The organism is Halotalea alkalilenta DSM 17697 (assembly GCF_000621205.1).
Taxonomy (GTDB): domain Bacteria; phylum Pseudomonadota; class Gammaproteobacteria; order Pseudomonadales; family Halomonadaceae; genus Halotalea; species Halotalea alkalilenta.
Window position 1 is genome coordinate 77944 of record NZ_JHYY01000013.1, and the last position, 15685, is coordinate 93628.

15 protein-coding genes are annotated in these 15685 nt (G+C 63.8%); 6 read left to right on the forward strand and 9 right to left on the reverse strand.

Features of this window, described 5'->3' with window-relative positions:
* From Q376_RS0100355 to Q376_RS0100365, 3 genes are all read right to left on the reverse strand, one after another.
* On the reverse strand, window positions 1–849 hold the full coding sequence (locus Q376_RS0100355) for a carbohydrate ABC transporter permease (RefSeq protein WP_043445474.1): 849 nt from the start codon (window positions 847–849) through the stop codon (window positions 1–3).
* Window positions 846–1658: a carbohydrate ABC transporter permease gene (locus tag Q376_RS0100360; protein WP_245598876.1), complete on the reverse strand. Its 813-nt coding sequence runs from the start codon at window positions 1656–1658 to the stop codon at window positions 846–848. The genes Q376_RS0100355 and Q376_RS0100360 overlap by 4 nt, the downstream gene beginning before the upstream one ends.
* A gap of 235 nt (window positions 1659–1893) precedes the next feature.
* Window positions 1894–3204, reverse strand: coding sequence for an ABC transporter substrate-binding protein (locus Q376_RS0100365; RefSeq protein ID WP_027348608.1), 1311 nt, complete (start codon window positions 3202–3204; stop codon window positions 1894–1896).
* Between the two features lie 441 nt (window positions 3205–3645).
* Between Q376_RS0100365 and Q376_RS20875 the strand changes: the two genes are divergently transcribed.
* The 3 genes from Q376_RS20875 (at window position 3646) to Q376_RS0100380 (ending at window position 5621) form a co-directional block, all read left to right on the forward strand.
* A complete protein-coding gene (locus Q376_RS20875; RefSeq protein ID WP_052364798.1) occupies window positions 3646–3996 on the forward strand; it encodes an FxsA family protein in 351 nt (116 codons plus the stop codon).
* Window positions 3997–4253: 257 nt separating this feature from the next.
* Window positions 4254–4463, forward strand: coding sequence for a hypothetical protein (locus tag Q376_RS0100375; RefSeq protein WP_027348609.1), 210 nt, complete (start codon window positions 4254–4256; stop codon window positions 4461–4463).
* Window positions 4464–4625: 162 nt separating this feature from the next.
* Window positions 4626–5621: an LLM class flavin-dependent oxidoreductase gene (locus Q376_RS0100380; protein WP_027348610.1), complete on the forward strand. Its 996-nt coding sequence runs from the start codon at window positions 4626–4628 to the stop codon at window positions 5619–5621.
* A 140-nt stretch (window positions 5622–5761) separates the two neighbouring features.
* On the opposite strand, the gene pdxR is transcribed toward Q376_RS0100380, so the two are convergent.
* On the reverse strand, window positions 5762–7255 hold the full coding sequence (gene pdxR, locus Q376_RS0100385) for a MocR-like pyridoxine biosynthesis transcription factor PdxR (protein WP_027348611.1): 1494 nt from the start codon (window positions 7253–7255) through the stop codon (window positions 5762–5764).
* A gap of 89 nt (window positions 7256–7344) precedes the next feature.
* Here pdxR and Q376_RS20880 point away from each other — a divergent pair, with 89 nt between their 5' ends.
* From Q376_RS20880 to Q376_RS25280, 3 genes are read left to right on the forward strand one after another with little or no spacing between them, the layout of a single operon-like run.
* Window positions 7345–8010 (forward strand): FMN-binding negative transcriptional regulator, encoded by a 666-nt coding sequence (locus Q376_RS20880; RefSeq protein ID WP_043445477.1) that lies wholly within the window; start codon window positions 7345–7347, stop codon window positions 8008–8010.
* Window positions 8011–8017: 7 nt separating this feature from the next.
* Window positions 8018–8473 (forward strand): GNAT family N-acetyltransferase, encoded by a 456-nt coding sequence (locus Q376_RS0100400; protein ID WP_043445480.1) that lies wholly within the window; start codon window positions 8018–8020, stop codon window positions 8471–8473.
* Window positions 8474–8532: 59 nt separating this feature from the next.
* The gene (locus Q376_RS25280) at window positions 8533–9678 is read left to right on the forward strand and encodes a GNAT family N-acetyltransferase (protein WP_081803320.1); all 1146 of its coding nucleotides are present in this window, start codon (window positions 8533–8535) and stop codon (window positions 9676–9678) included.
* A gap of 79 nt (window positions 9679–9757) precedes the next feature.
* On the opposite strand, the gene Q376_RS0100410 is transcribed toward Q376_RS25280, so the two are convergent.
* From Q376_RS0100410 to Q376_RS0100430, 5 genes are all read right to left on the reverse strand, one after another.
* Entirely contained in the window at window positions 9758–10096 is a 339-nt protein-coding gene (locus Q376_RS0100410; protein ID WP_027348614.1) for a fimbrial protein, read from the reverse strand.
* Window positions 10097–10537: 441 nt separating this feature from the next.
* Complete coding sequence (locus Q376_RS0100415; RefSeq protein ID WP_052364799.1) at window positions 10538–11605, reverse strand: fimbrial protein; 1068 nt, start codon at window positions 11603–11605, stop codon at window positions 10538–10540.
* Window positions 11602–14193 carry a fimbria/pilus outer membrane usher protein gene (locus Q376_RS20890; protein WP_162177871.1) on the reverse strand — a complete coding sequence of 864 codons (2592 nt, stop codon included), beginning with the start codon at window positions 14191–14193 and terminating at the stop codon, window positions 11602–11604. Before Q376_RS20890 ends, Q376_RS0100415 begins: the two co-directional genes overlap by 4 nt.
* Before the next feature lie 101 nt (window positions 14194–14294).
* A complete protein-coding gene (locus tag Q376_RS0100425) occupies window positions 14295–14990 on the reverse strand; it encodes a fimbrial biogenesis chaperone (RefSeq protein WP_027348616.1) in 696 nt (231 codons plus the stop codon).
* A gap of 80 nt (window positions 14991–15070) precedes the next feature.
* Window positions 15071–15664 carry a fimbrial protein gene (locus tag Q376_RS0100430; protein ID WP_043445484.1) on the reverse strand — a complete coding sequence of 198 codons (594 nt, stop codon included), beginning with the start codon at window positions 15662–15664 and terminating at the stop codon, window positions 15071–15073.
* Window positions 15665–15685 lie beyond the last annotated feature (21 nt).

A 15685-nucleotide genomic window follows, 5' to 3' on the forward strand; every position in this document is an offset into this window, starting at 1 on the left:
TCATTTCACCGCCCCGAAGGTCAGGCCGCGGACCATCTGCCGCTGGGCGCACCAGCCCAGCACCACGATCGGTGCGACCGCGAGCACCGAGCCGGCGGAGAGCTTGGCCCAGTAGAGCCCTTCGGCGCTCCTGAACGAGGCGATGAAGGCGGCGAGCGTCGAGGCCTCGTGGTTGGTGACCATGATGCTCCAGAACGATTCGTTCCACGCCAGGATGGTCACCAGCAGCGCGGTGGAGGCAAGCCCCGGCAGGGCCAGCGGCAGGATCACCCGGACCATGGTCTGCAACACCCCGGCGCCGTCGATGTCGGCCGCCTCGATGATGTCCTTGGGAATGTCGCGGAAGTAGGAGTAGACCATCCACACCATGATCGGCAGGTTCATCGCGGTGTAGAGCATCAAAAGCCCAAAGCGCGTATCGAGCAGGCCCAGCGAGCGGTAGACCAGGAAGATCGGGATCAACACGCCGACGGCGGGAATGAACTTGGTCGAGACCATCCACACCAGGGTGAAGTCGGTACGCTTGTTGGGATAGAAGGCCATCGCGTAGGCCGCGGGAATGGTCAGCACCAGCCCGATCAGGGTCGAGCCCACCGCCGTCACCAGCGAGTTCCAGGCGTAGTGGTTGTAGGTGCTACCCTGCGCCATCGCCTCGCGAAAGCTATCCAGCGTCGGGGTGAAGAACAGCTGGGGGACCAGGCTCACCGCCGTCTGTTCGGTCTTGAACGCGGTCAGCAGCATCCAGAACAGCGGGAAGAACATCAGCAGCGCCACCGCATAGGCCAGCAGGGTCAACAGCACCCCGCCGAGGCCCTGGCGCGACTGATCGATATCGACTGGGGTGCTCATCGGTTCGCTCCCGCATTGAGGTTGCCCGAAACGAAGCGGATCAGGAAGATCGCGAAGACGTTGGCCAGCACCACCGCCGCGATCGCGCCCGCCGAGGAAGTCCCTATGTCGTACTGGAAGAAGGCGTTGAGATAGATGTAGTACGGCAGATTGGTGGTCGCGGTGCCCGGGCCGCCGCTGGTGGTGGTGTAGATCTCGGCGAACGAGGTGAGGAAGAAGATGCTCTCGAGCATCAGCACCACGTAGATCACCTGGCCGAGGTGGGGCAGCACGATGTAGCGGAACTCCTGCCAGCGGTTGGCACCGTCGAGGCGCACCGCCTCGAGCTGGTCCTCCGGCAGCGACTGCAGTCCGGTGAGCAGCACCAGGAGCGCGAACGGTGTCCACATCCAGGTGATCATGATCACCACCGAGCTCATCGGATACTGGGCGAGCCAGTCGATCGGCTCGAGGCCAAGGCTCCTGAACGCCCAGGCGAAGAGACCATAGACCGGGTGCATCAGCATGTTCTTCCAGATCAGCCCGGCGACCACCGGCATGACGAAGAAAGGCGCCACCGCCAGGGTCCTCGCCACCCCCCGCAGCGGAAAGGTGCGGTTGAACAGCAGTGCCAGGGCGAGACCGAAGCCGACGGTCAGGATCAGGCTGAAGAACACCAGCACCAGGGTATTGCCGAGCGCGGCCCAGAAGATCGGGTCGTCGAACAGCAGCTGGTAATTGAGGATCCCGGCGAAGCCGCGATCCATCGGCATCATCAGGTTGTAGTTCTCGAACGAGTAGTAGAACGTCATCGCCAGCGGCACCAGCATCCACACCAGCAGGAAGATCACGGCCGGCGCCAGCAGCCAGCGCACCGTGGTCCTGTGGGTATGATGTGAGCCCCTGATCCTGCCGCGCCGGGGACGCGCTGCGACACCAGCCGGCGCCACCGTCCCTGCGTGGGCGGTTTGAGTCTTCATCGCATAGCTCCTCCGCACATGATTGCTTAGCGCACATCTAGCTCGAGACCCTGGGCCGGGGGAGTCTGGCCCAGGGTCATGCCGCTCACTCGATATAGCCGCCTTGGGTCATCTGCCGCAGGGTGAAGGTCTGCGCCTGCTGCAGTCCCTGGTCCACGGTGGTCTGCTTGGCGAGGATGCCCGCCATGATCTGGCCGACCCTGGTACCGATCGATTGGAACTGAGGGATCGCGACGAACTGGATGCCGTTGTAGGGCACGGGGTCCTGGGTCGGCTGGGTCGGGTCCGCCGATTGGATCGCCTCGAGCACGAACGGCGAAAAGCTGGCGGCGTCGCGATAGTGCTGGTTTTCGTAGGTCGACTGGCGGGTTCCCGGCGGTACGCTGACCCAGCCATTGCGCTCCCCGGCCAGCTCGATGTACTGCTTCGAGGTCGCCCACTCGGCGAATGTCTGCGCCGCTTGCTGGTTGCTGGAGGAGTGCGGAACCGCCAATGCCCAGGTATACAGCCAGCTGGCACCGCGCTCGGTCACCTCCATCGGTGCCTGGGCGAAGCCCACCTGGTCGGCGACTTGCGAGGTATCGGGATTGGAAAGGAAGCTCGCCGCCACGGTGGCGTCGACCCACATCGCACAGTGGCCGCCAGCGAACAGCGTCGTGGTCTCGGTGAAGCCGTTGGAGGTCACCCCGGGCGGGCCGTAGTTCTCGAGCAGGTCGACATAGGTCTGGGCCGCCGCCTTCCAGGCTGGGCTGTCTAGCTGCGGCTGCCAGCTCTCATCGAACCAGCGTCCGCCATAGGCATTCACCATGGTCGAGAATATCGCCATGTTCTCGCCCCAACCCGGCAGCCCGCGCAGGCAGATGCCATAGAGGCTGTTGCCCCGGTCGGTGAGCCGTTCGGCGAATTCCGCCATCTGGCTCCAGGTCGGCCGCTCGGGCATTTCCAGCCCGGCCTGCTCGAACAGGTCCTTGCGATAGTAGGTCATCGACGACTCGCCATAGAACGGCAGCGCATAGAGCTTGTCTTCGAAGCTCAGGCCCTGGCGAAGGTTCTCCAGCAGGTCGTCTTCGTCATACTCCTCGGGAAGCGACTCGAACGGTACCAGCCAGCCGTTCTTGGCCCAGATCGGGGTCTCGTAGTTGCTCACCGTGACCACGTCGTACTGACCCGCACCGCTTGCGATGTCGGTGGTGATCCGCTGGCGTATCTCGTTTTCCGGCAGCACCACCCAATTGACCTTGATGTCGGGATGCGCCTGCTCGAACTCGCCGGTGAGCCGCTGCATCGCCACCATATCGGGGTTGTTGACGCTCGCCACGGTGATCTGCGTCTGCGCCTGCGCTACGCCGCCGGCCGCCATTATCCCTACGCCAACTAGAAGCCATGACCGCTGCATCGATCGCTCCTCCGCGCCAGGCGGCGCTTACGGGGGTGAATGTGCTGCGATGGTGTGGTATCGGCGTCGAAAACGCCTTTAGCTTTTGGTCTGACTGGGATTCAATGCTGGGCACCGGGTATCGAAGAAAAAATAAAAAACACATAAAAATCCATATAAAACAATTTTTTATCTTAAAAACTCCAGTGATGTGGAATTACCCACATAGACCAAAGGCGGACAACAAACCACCATCAACGAAGAACAAAACACATCGCGAACTCGACTCCAGCGGCCGAGTGCAGGCGCCGTTGGGTCGGGCCCAGGCTCTCCCAGATATGCCGGTCGGCGAACCCTTATCCCTTCGCCGTGGTCGAAGGATCATCTGGAGTGATGATCGACCAGCGCGATGCGATCCCTCGCCGGCAGCCGCAGGCGAGACACACGACAACGAGGAAGCTCATGTTCGATCCGAACGCCTATCGTAATCTTCGCGACAACCCAGCCTGGCGCCGGGCGCGCGAATGGCGCGCCGGCAGCGGCGTAGGGCGGCGCCCCGAAGGAGCGGCCGATTGGTTGAGAGCGACATTCACTTGGCTTGCGGTCAGCGTGCTGCTGATGGTCGGCGTAGTGATGGCACTGCTGCTGTTCACCCTAGGCCTGCTGATGCTGCCATTCCTACGCTATCGGCTGCGCAAGCAGGCCGAGCGACAGGGCCAGGTATGGCCCGGCGAGCAGAGTGCCCGACAGCCGCGCGAAGGCCCGCGGGTGATCGAGGGCGAATACCAGGTCAAGCGACCGCCCCCGCGCTGAGTCGGGTTCGGCATGAGTCTCTGGTTGGCTGCGAATCCCTCGACTTCGAACCGGGGGCAAGCCACGGGCTCGACGCCCCCCAGGTCGATACCGCGCGGCATGCAGAGGACGCGGGCGGGTGTTCATCTGCGATGAAAGTTGTCATCATGCCCATCGGCCGCCCGAGACGCGGCCCTGAGGAATGGCTCTGGGAAGAAATAGCCCAGCGGAATCGAAGTAGCGATAGAAAAGTAGCGAGAAAAAGAGGTCAGCTCATCATGTTGGAAGGCATCATCATCTGCCTGGCGCTGCTGGTGGTTCAGCTGGTAGTGCTTTATTTCGTCGACAAGCGCCTCGACTACGCACAGATGAACGACAGCTACGCCGCCGCCGCCGGCACCCAGGTGGCGCACGCGGAGATCGGCAGCGCGGTAAAGAAACGCAAACGCGCCGCCGCCAAGCCGTTACCCGAAGACGAGCTGCCCTGAGGCGAGCCGCCGGGGCGCATACGCTCATCACCGTTCGCAGGTTCCGTTCGTCGCCTTTTCTCTCTCGCGGAGTCAGGGCGAGCTTGCCTTGGCCGCTATCACCCCCATATCGAAAACATCGTCGGCGTCGATACGCCGCTCCCCTTGCAGACGAGGTTTTCGATGACCGCATTGAAAGACGTGCGCCTCTCGGTGCTCGACCTGGCCCCTATCCGGGACCAGGGCGACGCCGCTGAGAGCTTTCACAACACCGTGGCGCTGGCGCGTCGTACCGAAGCCCTCGGCTATCATCGCTTCTGGCTCGCCGAGCACCACAACATCGATGGCATCGCAAGCGCCGCCACCGCGGTACTGATCGGCCATGTCGCCGGCCATACTTCGACCATCCGCGTCGGCAGCGGCGGGATCATGCTGCCCAATCATGCACCGCTGGTGATCGCCGAACAGTTCGGCACCCTCGCCACGCTCTACCCCGGGCGCATCGATCTGGGCCTCGGCCGCGCCCCGGGCAGTGACGGTGCGACCATGCGCGCGCTGCGCCGCGACCCTCACTCCGCCGATGAGTTCCCCCAGCGGGTCGACGAGCTGATCCGCTATCTCGACGCCCCCCAACCGGGCCAACGGATCAGGGCGATACCCGGCCAGGGAACCCGCGTGCCCGTGTGGCTGCTCGGCTCGAGCGGCTTCAGCGCCCAGCTCGCCGCTCGTCTCGGGCTACCGTTCGCCTTCGCCAGCCACTTCGCACCGGGCTACCTGTTCGAGGCGATACGCCTTTATCGCGACAACTTCCGCCCCTCCGAAGTGCTCGACGCCCCCTACCTGATGCTCGGCGTGCCGGTGATCGCCGCCGAGACCGACGCGCTTGCCGAGTACCACGCCACCGTCGGCCAGCAGAAGTTCCTCAACCTGATCCGCGGCCATTCCACCCGCGCCCGCCCGCCGGTGGAGAAGCTCGACTGGCTGCCCCACGAAGAGGCACACGTGCGCCAGAACCTCGCCGCCTCAGTCGTCGGCGGCCCCGAGCGGGTGCGCGAGGGACTCAAAGAACTGCTGCGCGCCACCGATGCGGACGAATTGATGATCAACGCCGATTTCTACTCCCTCGAGGACCGGCTGCGCTCCTACGAGATCGTGGCGGAGATCGCCGCCGACGGCTGAGCCGCACAAGAGGGGAGCCCCGGCTTCCCTTCGGACTTGCTGGACCAACGACGAATGCCACTGCGTCCGGGGTAGCGTGCTTGCCTCCTTGCAAAACGTGGCGATCGACTCACCGGTTCAGTGTAGAAGGCCTTTGCCGCTCAACGACCGCCCTGCGCCAGCCAGCCATCGAGCAAAGCGCCCGAGCGTTCGATCTGCGCCACCGTCGCCGCCGCATAGCCAAGCACCAGCCCGGTTCGGCGGTGACCGCTCAGATGAAGCGGCGAAAGCCCCCGCAGCACGACGTCCTCCCTCGCCCCCTGTCGCTGCAGCTCCTCTTCGTCGATGCCCTTGGGGTGAGTGGCGAGCAGATGCATCCCCGCCTCGCCGCAAGAGAGCTCGAGACCTCGTTCGATCGCCGGCGCCAGCGCCGTACGCAGCGCCGCCTGCCGCTCGCGGTAGGCATCCCGACAGCGGCGTATATGGCGCGTGAAGGCGCCGGTATCGATGAATTCGGCCAATGCCGCCTGCAGCGGATAGTGGCTCTCTCTGGCGAGCCGGAAGGAGATGGTGCGAAACGGCTCGACCAGCGCTGGCGGCAGCACCAAATATCCAAGCCCCAGCCCGGGATACATCACTTTGCTGAAGGTGCCGACATAGAGCACTCGTCGCCCATCGCCGAGGCCCTGGAGCGAAGCCAAGGGCTTGGAGCCATAGCGGAACTCGCTGTCGTAGTCATCCTCGATCACCCAGGCGCGGCTGCGCTCGGCCTCGGCGAGCAGCCCCAGGCGCCATTCGAGACTCAGGGTCACCCCGCAGGGATACTGGTACGACGGGGTGACGTAGACAAGCTTCGGGCGCCCCTCTCCTCGCGCCGGGTCGAGCCCATCGGCATCGACCGGGGTGGGAGAAAGCCGCAGGCCGGCCGCGAGCAGGGCTGCGCGGGCGCCGAGGTAGCCTGGCTCCTCGAACCACACCAGGTCGCCGGGCTCGGCAAGCAGCTGGGCGATCAGCATGAAGGCCTGCTGCGCCCCCTGGGTGATGACGATTTGCTCCGGGGCGCAGCGTACCGATCGCGACAGGCGCAGGTAGTCGCACAGCACCTCGCGCAGCCGAGGCAGGCCGCCTTGGGTCTGGTAGCCAAGCCACTCTCGCGGCGGATGCTTGAGCTGACGCGCCTGGATCGCCCGCCAGCTGCGCCAGGGAAAAAGATCGAGAGCAGGCAGGCCGGGCACGAAGGTGGTGCCACCGTCACGCGCGCCGGAGGAGAGCGACAGCAGCGCAGCACCCCGCGAGGAGAGTCCTGCATCACCTCGATCTTCCGGCGCAGGCGCGGCGACGGAGGCACGCGGCAGAGGATGCTCGAGCCTGGAAACATAGCTCCCGGCACCGCGCCGGCTGCGAACGAATCCCTCGTGGAGCAGCTGGTCGAGCGCGCTGATCACGGTGTTTCGCCCCACTCCCAGCGCCGCGGCCAAGCGCCGGGATGAAGGAAGCCGAGTACCAGGCGCGAGGCGTCCGAGCTCGATCTCTTCACGCAGCCGCAGATAGAGCCGGCGGTGCAGCGCCTGTGGACTTTCATCCGCCAGCGCCAGCGCTAGGGCATCGCATATCCACTCCTCGGCCGCGGCGGAGGAGGACTTGACTGGTTCCATCGAATCGACCGTTATTGGCCCTAACACCAGAACCATATTAGTCGATACAGTGAAGCCAAGCATCGCCTCCCCTCGCCGACGGAATCATCATGTATCGACCACGCCTCTTCGATGAGCACACCGAGCCGACCCAGCTCGCGATGATGAGCGAATCGCCCTTCGCGATGCTGATCGTCATGCTCGACGGCCGCTGCCATATCGACCACCTGCCGCTGCTGGTCGACGCCCTGCCCCAGGGAGGCGTGCACGTGGTCGGCCATATCGCCCGCGCCAATCCGCTGTGGCAAGCCTGTGCAGACGCGCCGGAGGGGAGCAGCTGGCCGGCGACGGCGGTGTTCCATGGGCCGCACCACTACATCTCTCCACGCTGGTACCCGAGCAAAGCGGCCCGAGGCGAAGCGGTGCCGACCTGGAACTACAGCGCGGTCCATCTGCATGGCAGGGTGCGTTTCTTCACTTCGCCCTCCCGCCTGCGAAAGCTGCTGGAAGCGCTTGCGTCACGGTTCGAAGCGCCACTCGCGGGCACCCCATGGCGTATCGAAGACGCACCCGCTCGCTACATCGATGCCATGCTCGAGGCGATCGCAGGGTTCGAGTTCGAGCCCGAGCAGATCGAGGCCAAGCGCAAAGCGAGCCAGAACCGGCCCGCCGCGGACCGCCAGGGAGTGCGCGAAGGGCTCGCGGGGCTCGGGCTGGCACCGAGCGTGATCGAACGCCTGGTCACCGATCCGGACACCATCAACGACAGCCCATGAGGCCCCCATGAGCACTTCATCAGACGTTGTACCAGCCGGCATCGAACACCTCGACGCCTTGGTACCCCTGCTCGACGGCTACCGCGTGTTCTATGGCCAGCCCAGCGCTCCCGAGGCATGTCGTGAGTTCCTCGATGACCGGCTCAGCCGCCAGGACTCGACGATCCTGCTCGCCCGGCGCGCCCAAGAGGCGCTGGGGTTCGCCCAGCTCTACCCGCTGTTCTCCACCGTACAGCTCGGCCCGGCATGGTTGCTCAACGACCTTTATGTAGCAGCTGACGGCCGCCGCAGCGGCATCGGCAGCGCATTGCTCGAAGCCGTGCGGGAGTTCGGTGTCGCCCGGGGTGCAGTGCGGATGACGCTCGCCACTTCGGTCGACAACCACCCCGCCAAGAAGCTCTACGAGCGCCACGGCTGGCGTATGAACAGCACGTTCGACCATTACCGTCTCGATTTCGTTTGAATCCGCCCCCCCATCCCACCCACGCGCCTCATCCACGAGTCCCACCTAAGGAGCCTGCCATGTCCGAATCGCCTCAAGCCGCTGCGCTCGGCGCTCCAGTTGCGCACTGGCGCGGCGCCGCCGCGCCAGTGCGCGAACCGCTGCTCGGGCGCTATTGCCGGCTGGAGCCGCTCGACCCCGAGCGCCATGCCCATTCGCTGTGGCACGCTTTCGCCGGTGCCGAGGAGAACTGGCGCTATCTGCCGCAGCCGCCCTTCGGTGAATTCACAAGCTATCGGGAATGGCTCGAGCGATCGTCACGCGAACGGGACCCTCTGTTCTTCGCCATCGTCGTCGACGAAGAGGCGATCGGGGTGGCCAGCTACTTGCGCATCGTGCCGGAGCAGGGCGTGATCGAAATCGGCAATCTGAACTTCTCACCCTTGCTGTCGCGTACTCCGGCCGCCACGCAAGCCCTGTTCCTGCTGCTGAAAAATGCCTTCGACCTGGGCTATCGGCGAGTCGAATGGAAGTGCGATTCGCTCAACGCGCCATCGCGGCGCGCGGCGAGCCGGCTGGGGTTCGTCTTCGAAGGGATATTCAGGCAGGATCGAGTGGTCAAGGGGCACAACCGCGATACCGCCTGGTTCTCGGTCATCGATACCGAATGGCCAACCTTGGCCGCCGGCATATCGCAGTGGCTGGCAGCGGAGAATTTCGATGCCTCGGGGCAGCAGCGCAGCTCGCTCTCGACGACGATCGCTCGTTCGAAGGAAGCCGGGAAGCGTTCACTGGTACTGGAAGCCCCGCCGCCTTCGCCTGCCGAGAGCTACGCCTTCATGCGCGACAAGCTTCGCTACCATTGCGACAGCGCCGATCTCGCGCTCGATCTCGCCGCAGGCATAGAGGACATCGTGGTGATCGATACCCGCGCCCATGCCCGCTACGTCGAAGGCCACATCCCTGGCGCAGTGAGCCTGCCCCACTCCACCATGGGCCCAGCCACCGCAGCGGGGCTGGACCGGGCCAAGACCTACGTCACCTACTGCGATGGCATCGGCTGCAACGGCTCGACCCAGGGTGCGCTGAAGCTCGCCGCGCTAGGCTTTCAGGTCAAGGAGCTGCTTGGCGGACTGGACTTCTGGCTACGCGACGGCCATCCGATAGAGCGCGGGGAGTCGGCAGGCAGAATGCCCGCGCTGCCAGCGCCCTCCTGCGGCTGCTGAGACGCCGGCAAAGCGCGCAGGCCCCTCGGGCGATGGCGCAGTCTTTGCCGGCGAAACGCTGACGGCCACACTCCGCTCGCTAACGATACTCGACGACCAGCAGTGCGCCGCTGGTATCGCTGCGCCCGACACCGGGCACTTCCTGCCAGCGGTAGGCGATCATCGGGGTCTGCGCACTGGCGCCCGACAGCATGGCGATGCTCTGGTTACCGACGATGGTGGGGCGCGCGACCTCGAGCGAGGCGCGCTGCGGACAAGAAGATAGAGAAAGGTGACGGCTCCCGAGCTCGATACTGCAGGTCGGCTCGACGACCGAGCCACCGAAGTGGACCGTGCCTCCCGCCGCTTGAACCGCGGTACTCCCAATCCCCGCAAGCAGCGCGACCAAGCCTACGCTCAGGTACATACGCATGTTCATGGCTATCCCCTCCGAACTCAGTCACTGATGGAAGTCGCCCGCAACCCGCTGTATGGCCTCTTTTCTTTTTGTCTTTCCTATCCGTAGTCGAATGCAGCCCTCTATGGTGTCTATCGTGGTGTCTATCGTGATATAGACCGGCTCGGCCCCAGCGATGACGCCGCCCGGGCCCTCATTTTCCACTATCGACAATTTTTGCCAGCTCTGTAGGAAAATTCCCGGCACGAGGCTTCAGCCAATCGGTGCGGCTAAGCGTGGCGATCCCTCGCCGCCGATCTGCCGCCGGGTACGCCGAAAATGCGAGCACCGCGCTAGAAGGCGCGGTGCGAAACGATAGGGTGCGTCATCGCGGTCGCTGGGTTCCCCACTGGCGTTTCGCAGCGAGGAATTGACCCAGCGTAGTTCAGGTGAGAGGAGTGATCTTGCCGCTCGCGTCGCCGCTCATTGATAGGTGACGTTATAGGTGGCGATTGCGTGCACCTTGCCCGCGCGCGCATTGGGCTGGGTTTGGTAGTAGCGTGCCAACAGCTGCATCACCACCGGGCTGTCGCCCTCGTTGGCATTGAGCCTGGCGAGCCTCAAGGTCTCGCCCAGCGCGATCGGCGTGTTGCCACGGCCGCGGTCGTCGAGCATCTGGATGCCAATGCCCGAGGCGGCGTCGCCACCGGACTCTTCGTTTCTCAGTACGCCTTGGGAGGCATTGGTGCCTGGAGCGGCGTTACCGGCGAAGCTCACATAGACGTCGGCGAAGGTGCCCGAGATCCCAGAGCCGCCGTTGCAGCGCATATCGAGCGAGAACGGCATTTCTCCCTGGGTGCTGCCGACGCCGCTGAAACCGGAGAGCGGTACGGCGGCCAGGCTGATCGTCTGGTTGCGCTGACCAAGGATCGAACAGGTAGGCGAGATGATCGTGATCGCCTCGCCGGAAATCCTCGACTCGAGCATCGGATCGTTGCGATTGCTGCTCAGCCGATAGGAACTGTAGGTCCCCGACGTCAGCGCCCCACTGCCGGTGGACGACTCGGTCTTGATGATTTCGACTACGAACCTGGAACCCGCCAGGGTATAGCTGGTGCCGCCCAAGCCCCCGGAGATCGGCAGCGAGTGGGGATAGCGCACATCGCCGACGCTGTCACCAGCGCCCAGCCGGCTGAGCCGGATGCCGATTCCGCGGATGTTGGTCTGGTAGACCGAGTCGCCGAGGGCCACGAAGCCGGGAATCACCACTACCCCTTCCGCGGTATCGGACTGCCACCTGGTACAGCTCACCACCGTTCGGCTGCTCGCCTGGATGGGGAACTCCCGGCGTACCAGCACATCGCCCACGGCGGACTCCTGCGGTACCACGACGCGACCGACGTTCATCTCCACTACCGCGGTTCTGACCGTGCCGTTCCTGGTGCAGGCCGCATGGGCAGTCCCCTGGGCCAATAGGCCGAAGCAAAGCAGCGCACCACCAAGGGCCAGCGATAGCGGATGCATGCGCACCACTCCCAGCAAGCGATTCATTCACACACTCCTTCGAGCATCACGTAGCCATCGCCCTTGCGTTGCTCCTCGGGCACCTCGTACTCGATCTCGCACCGTTCGCTCTCGCCCGCACCCAGGTGCACGGCCAGCCGCCCTTGCATAAGGTCGGTGCGCACGAAGATGGTGCTGCCCTGCCCCACTACACCAACGCTCTGGCCTTCTCCATCGGTCACTTCGGCACCGAAGGGCAACGGCGCTGTCCCAGCGTGAGCCGCACGAATCAGGATCGAGCGGCCGGTGACGGTGGCGAAGCTCACCTTGGTGATCGCGCCGCCGAAGGGGGCGACCTGGCGCACCGTGTTACGCAGTTCGACATTGGCCGAGGTGCCCAGCGGATCGATTTCGATCGTGTTCAAGCGGTAGGGACGCACATAGGGCACCAGCGCATAGCCATTGGCGTCGATCCGGGCCCCGGGGGCGCTCGGCAACAGGGCGCCTTCGGCGTCGGGCGCTTCGACCAGCACCATCGTGTCGGTGCCTTGCGGTGCGAACGTCGCTCCGCCCTGATGCAGCACCACGGCACCCATCGCGCCCACCGAAGCCTGGCGGTAGCTGCGGCTCTGGCTGAAGTTGCCGTTCAAGGTCGAGTAGGGAGCGCGATAGGTGGCTCCGAACGAGCCTGCGTTGTCTCCACCACGCTGCTGGCTCACTGAGGCGGTGTAGCTGATGTTGCGGTCCACTCCGGCGGCACCGTTGATGCCGATGCGAGACTCCTGGTACCTGGCATCCTCGAAGCCCAAGCCACCGGTCAGGTTGGCGCTGGCCCCGCCGCCGGTTCCCAGCGGGTAGGAAAAGCTCAGGTAGTAACGGGTGCCGCTGTCGTCGTAGCGCTCGTTGACCCGGCCCGCGGAGAGCGAGTAGGACAGCGCCCCGAGCATGTTGTTGTAGTTGATCTGGTACTCCCGCTGGGTGCCCGCCTCTCCCCAGTAGTCCGAGATTCGCGCATTGAAGTAGATCCCTCCCCATCCGCCCGGCAGGTTCTGGCTCACGGTCGCGGTCAAACCGTTGCGTTCGCGCCGCATCGTCTGCGGGTCACGTCCGCGGCGGACGTACTCATGCGCGTAGAGAGCGTCGTTGACGCTGAAGTAGTCGCTGGTGGAATAGCGATAGGCGGCCAGCACCAGGTTGGTGCTGGTGCGCGCGAACATCCGGTTGAAGCTCAAGCGGTAGCGCTGGCCGCTATAGCTCGACCGCCCAGCGAGATCGGTCTGCGCATGGGTCATGTCGAACGACATCGCGCCCCAGCGCGTGTTCCAACCAGTCCCCAGCAGCACCGAGTTGTAGCCATCGAACCCGGTATTGCCCAGGTAGCCGGTGAACAGGTTGGTCAACCCACGCTGGTAGGTCGCCTGGTAGAGCGCGGAGTCGTCGCTCAGGTAGTCGTAGTCCACCCGCCCGACCGAGAGCGCGTAGCGGCTATGGCCGACCCGCAGGAGCTGGGTGATCGAGGCATAGGGAATGGCGAAGGTACGCTCGCGTCCGTCCGCCTCGGAGATCGTCACCTGCAGTTCGTTACCGAAACCGGAGGGATAGAGATCATCGATCAGAAAAGGACCCGGGGTGACGTTCACCCGATAGAGGACATTACCGTCCTGGCGGATCGTGACCAGCGCGTTGGTTTCCGCCACGCCCCTGATTTCAGGCGCATAGTTGCGCATGCCATCGGGCAGCATGTTGTCGTCGGTACGCAGGTCGACCCCGCGTAGCCGGGTGCTGTCGAAGAACTCCCCATTGGTGCTGACGTCGCCCAGGGTGATCTGCGACTTGATCGATGCGATGCCGCGCTGCAGATAGGTCCGATTGCTATCCCAGCGCGTGCCGCCGGAGTAGCCGCTGCCATCCTGCCAGTTGAGCGAGCCCTGGTGCTTGAACAGCCATCCGGCATGGCTGAAGCCGATATCCAAGCCTAGGTAGGCCGAGGAGAAATCACCGCCCTGGTAGGCGCTATAGTGCGTATTGTAGGCGTTGAAGTTGTAGCCGACGTTGGCTGCGGTAATGCCCTCGCTCCAGAACGAAGGGGAGACATAGTTCCTCGCTTGGCGCCGGAGATAGGTCTGGGGAACGATGAGATCCAGCCGCAGCGAGGAAGGGTCGAAGCTCACCCGTGCGTTCGGATCGTCGATCCAGCTCGATAGCGGCTCGCAGGCGTTGGGATCGTCACGCAGCACCGCTGGTAGCAGGCTGGTGTCGATCCCGAACTGATCGAACATCAGCCGGGTAAAACACAGCGTCGCCTGGGGCTCTCCCTCGACGTTGCGAAAGGTCAGCGTGAAGCGCCCTTTCCACTCGCTATTGGTGTAGATATCGCTTTCGTACCGACCCGCCAGGATCGGATTGGTGGTGGAAAAGCGAGAAAGATCGGCCTTGCCAGCGTCACCGAAGAGGAAGCCGTTATTGAACACGGCCGCGGTTGCACTCGAATCTTCCGCTGGCGCATCGCCTTCATCGCGATCGATCGCACCGGGCTCACCCCCGGTATCGGCCACCGCCTGGGCGGTGCAGACTCCCGCCATCGCGAGCCATAGCAGGATGCCAGGAGCGCAGACGTTGCATGAAAACCTGCTCATGACAACGAAACCCAGCCGGGCAACAATATTCTTGAGCGTGTAATTGATCATGCCCGCCATGCCTGGATCCCGTTCATGCCCGCATGAAAATCGACGATTTCTTACTCAACGACCGCTATCGAGTCATTACTCGAACCATAATCATTGATGTTCATGAAACGAATTTTCTGACCCGCCGAAAGAGGAGAATCGAGAGAAACCTCTCGTTGAGAGAAAGGCGCGATCATATTGGCGTCATGACTAAGAGATTTATCTCCGGCCTCGGGAAAAATCTCGGTAACGGTGATGTAAAAGGGAGTTGGATTGTCGATACGCACCCCGCCTGGAACCGCCTTCCAGGTCATCTGCTGAACCGCCTGGGTGCGATTGGGCAGGCCGGCCGGACGATAGAACAGCTTCAAGCGCGAACGAATCGCCAGCTGCACGTAGTTGTCCTCGGCGCTGTCGGCGGGCGCGGGCGGGATGTCCAGTACGTTCAGCCAATAGACGGACTCCCGGTCCTGGGGCAGCTGAGCGCCCTGGAAGTGGACTCTTACCGTCTGCCCCCCATTCGCTTCCAGCCGCGCCACCGGCGGGGTGATCACGAAGGGGACGGAAATCTGCTCAGGGGTCAGTGCCGCATTGCCATCATCGATCCATACTTGCGCCAGAGCGGGGCGATCGGCCTTGTTGCTCAGTTGCACGGTAATTTCCCGAGCATCACCGGGATAGATGAAGCGGGTACCATTGATAACGATGTTGTCCGCCAGGGAATACTGACAGAATAAAAAAAGCACGCATGAATAAAGCCATTTCATGGCCGTACCTCAAGAACGAATCACGACGAATGACCAGCGCATGAAAAAATGGGCGCATTCATGCGCCCATGGGCGTTGGCTTAGTTGTATTCGACTTGATAGGTCGCGTAGCTCTGGACGCCGCCAGCGGTGACCGCCTCGGGCGTCTGGGTGACATAGCCAACGTAATAGGTGAACAGTGCCGAGGAGCCTTCGGTGGTATCAGCGGTGCTTTGTGCCTGCTCACCACCGGGAATGATGCGAGTGGTGCTGTCCAGCGACGTAGCGGTGGAAAGCGCCAGTTGGATGTTCGCGCCATCAGCGCCCAGCGAGTTGGCCAGATAGCCCGCGGCATCGCCCGAGGCACCCTGCAGCAGATTGCCGCCGATCCAGCTGACGCTGAGGCTGCCTTCATCGATGCCGCTTGCCGCCGCCGTGCAGTCGGAAACCCGCACGGTGAAGGGAGTCGCTTTGTAGAAAGCGCCTGCGGTAGAGACTTCGGCGACCGAGACCGGTGCCAGATAGACGCTTGCGTCGCTGCCCTGGCCGTTGACCGAGATGGTGCAGGATACGTCGGTGACCTCTCCATAGAAGTCGACGCGACCGCCGCCAACATCGTTGGTGGCTGCCAGCACGAGACCAGGCGAGGACAGCAGAGCCGCGGTCATCAACCCCATGGCGAATGTCTTGTTCATGGTGTTCTACCTTCCGGATCA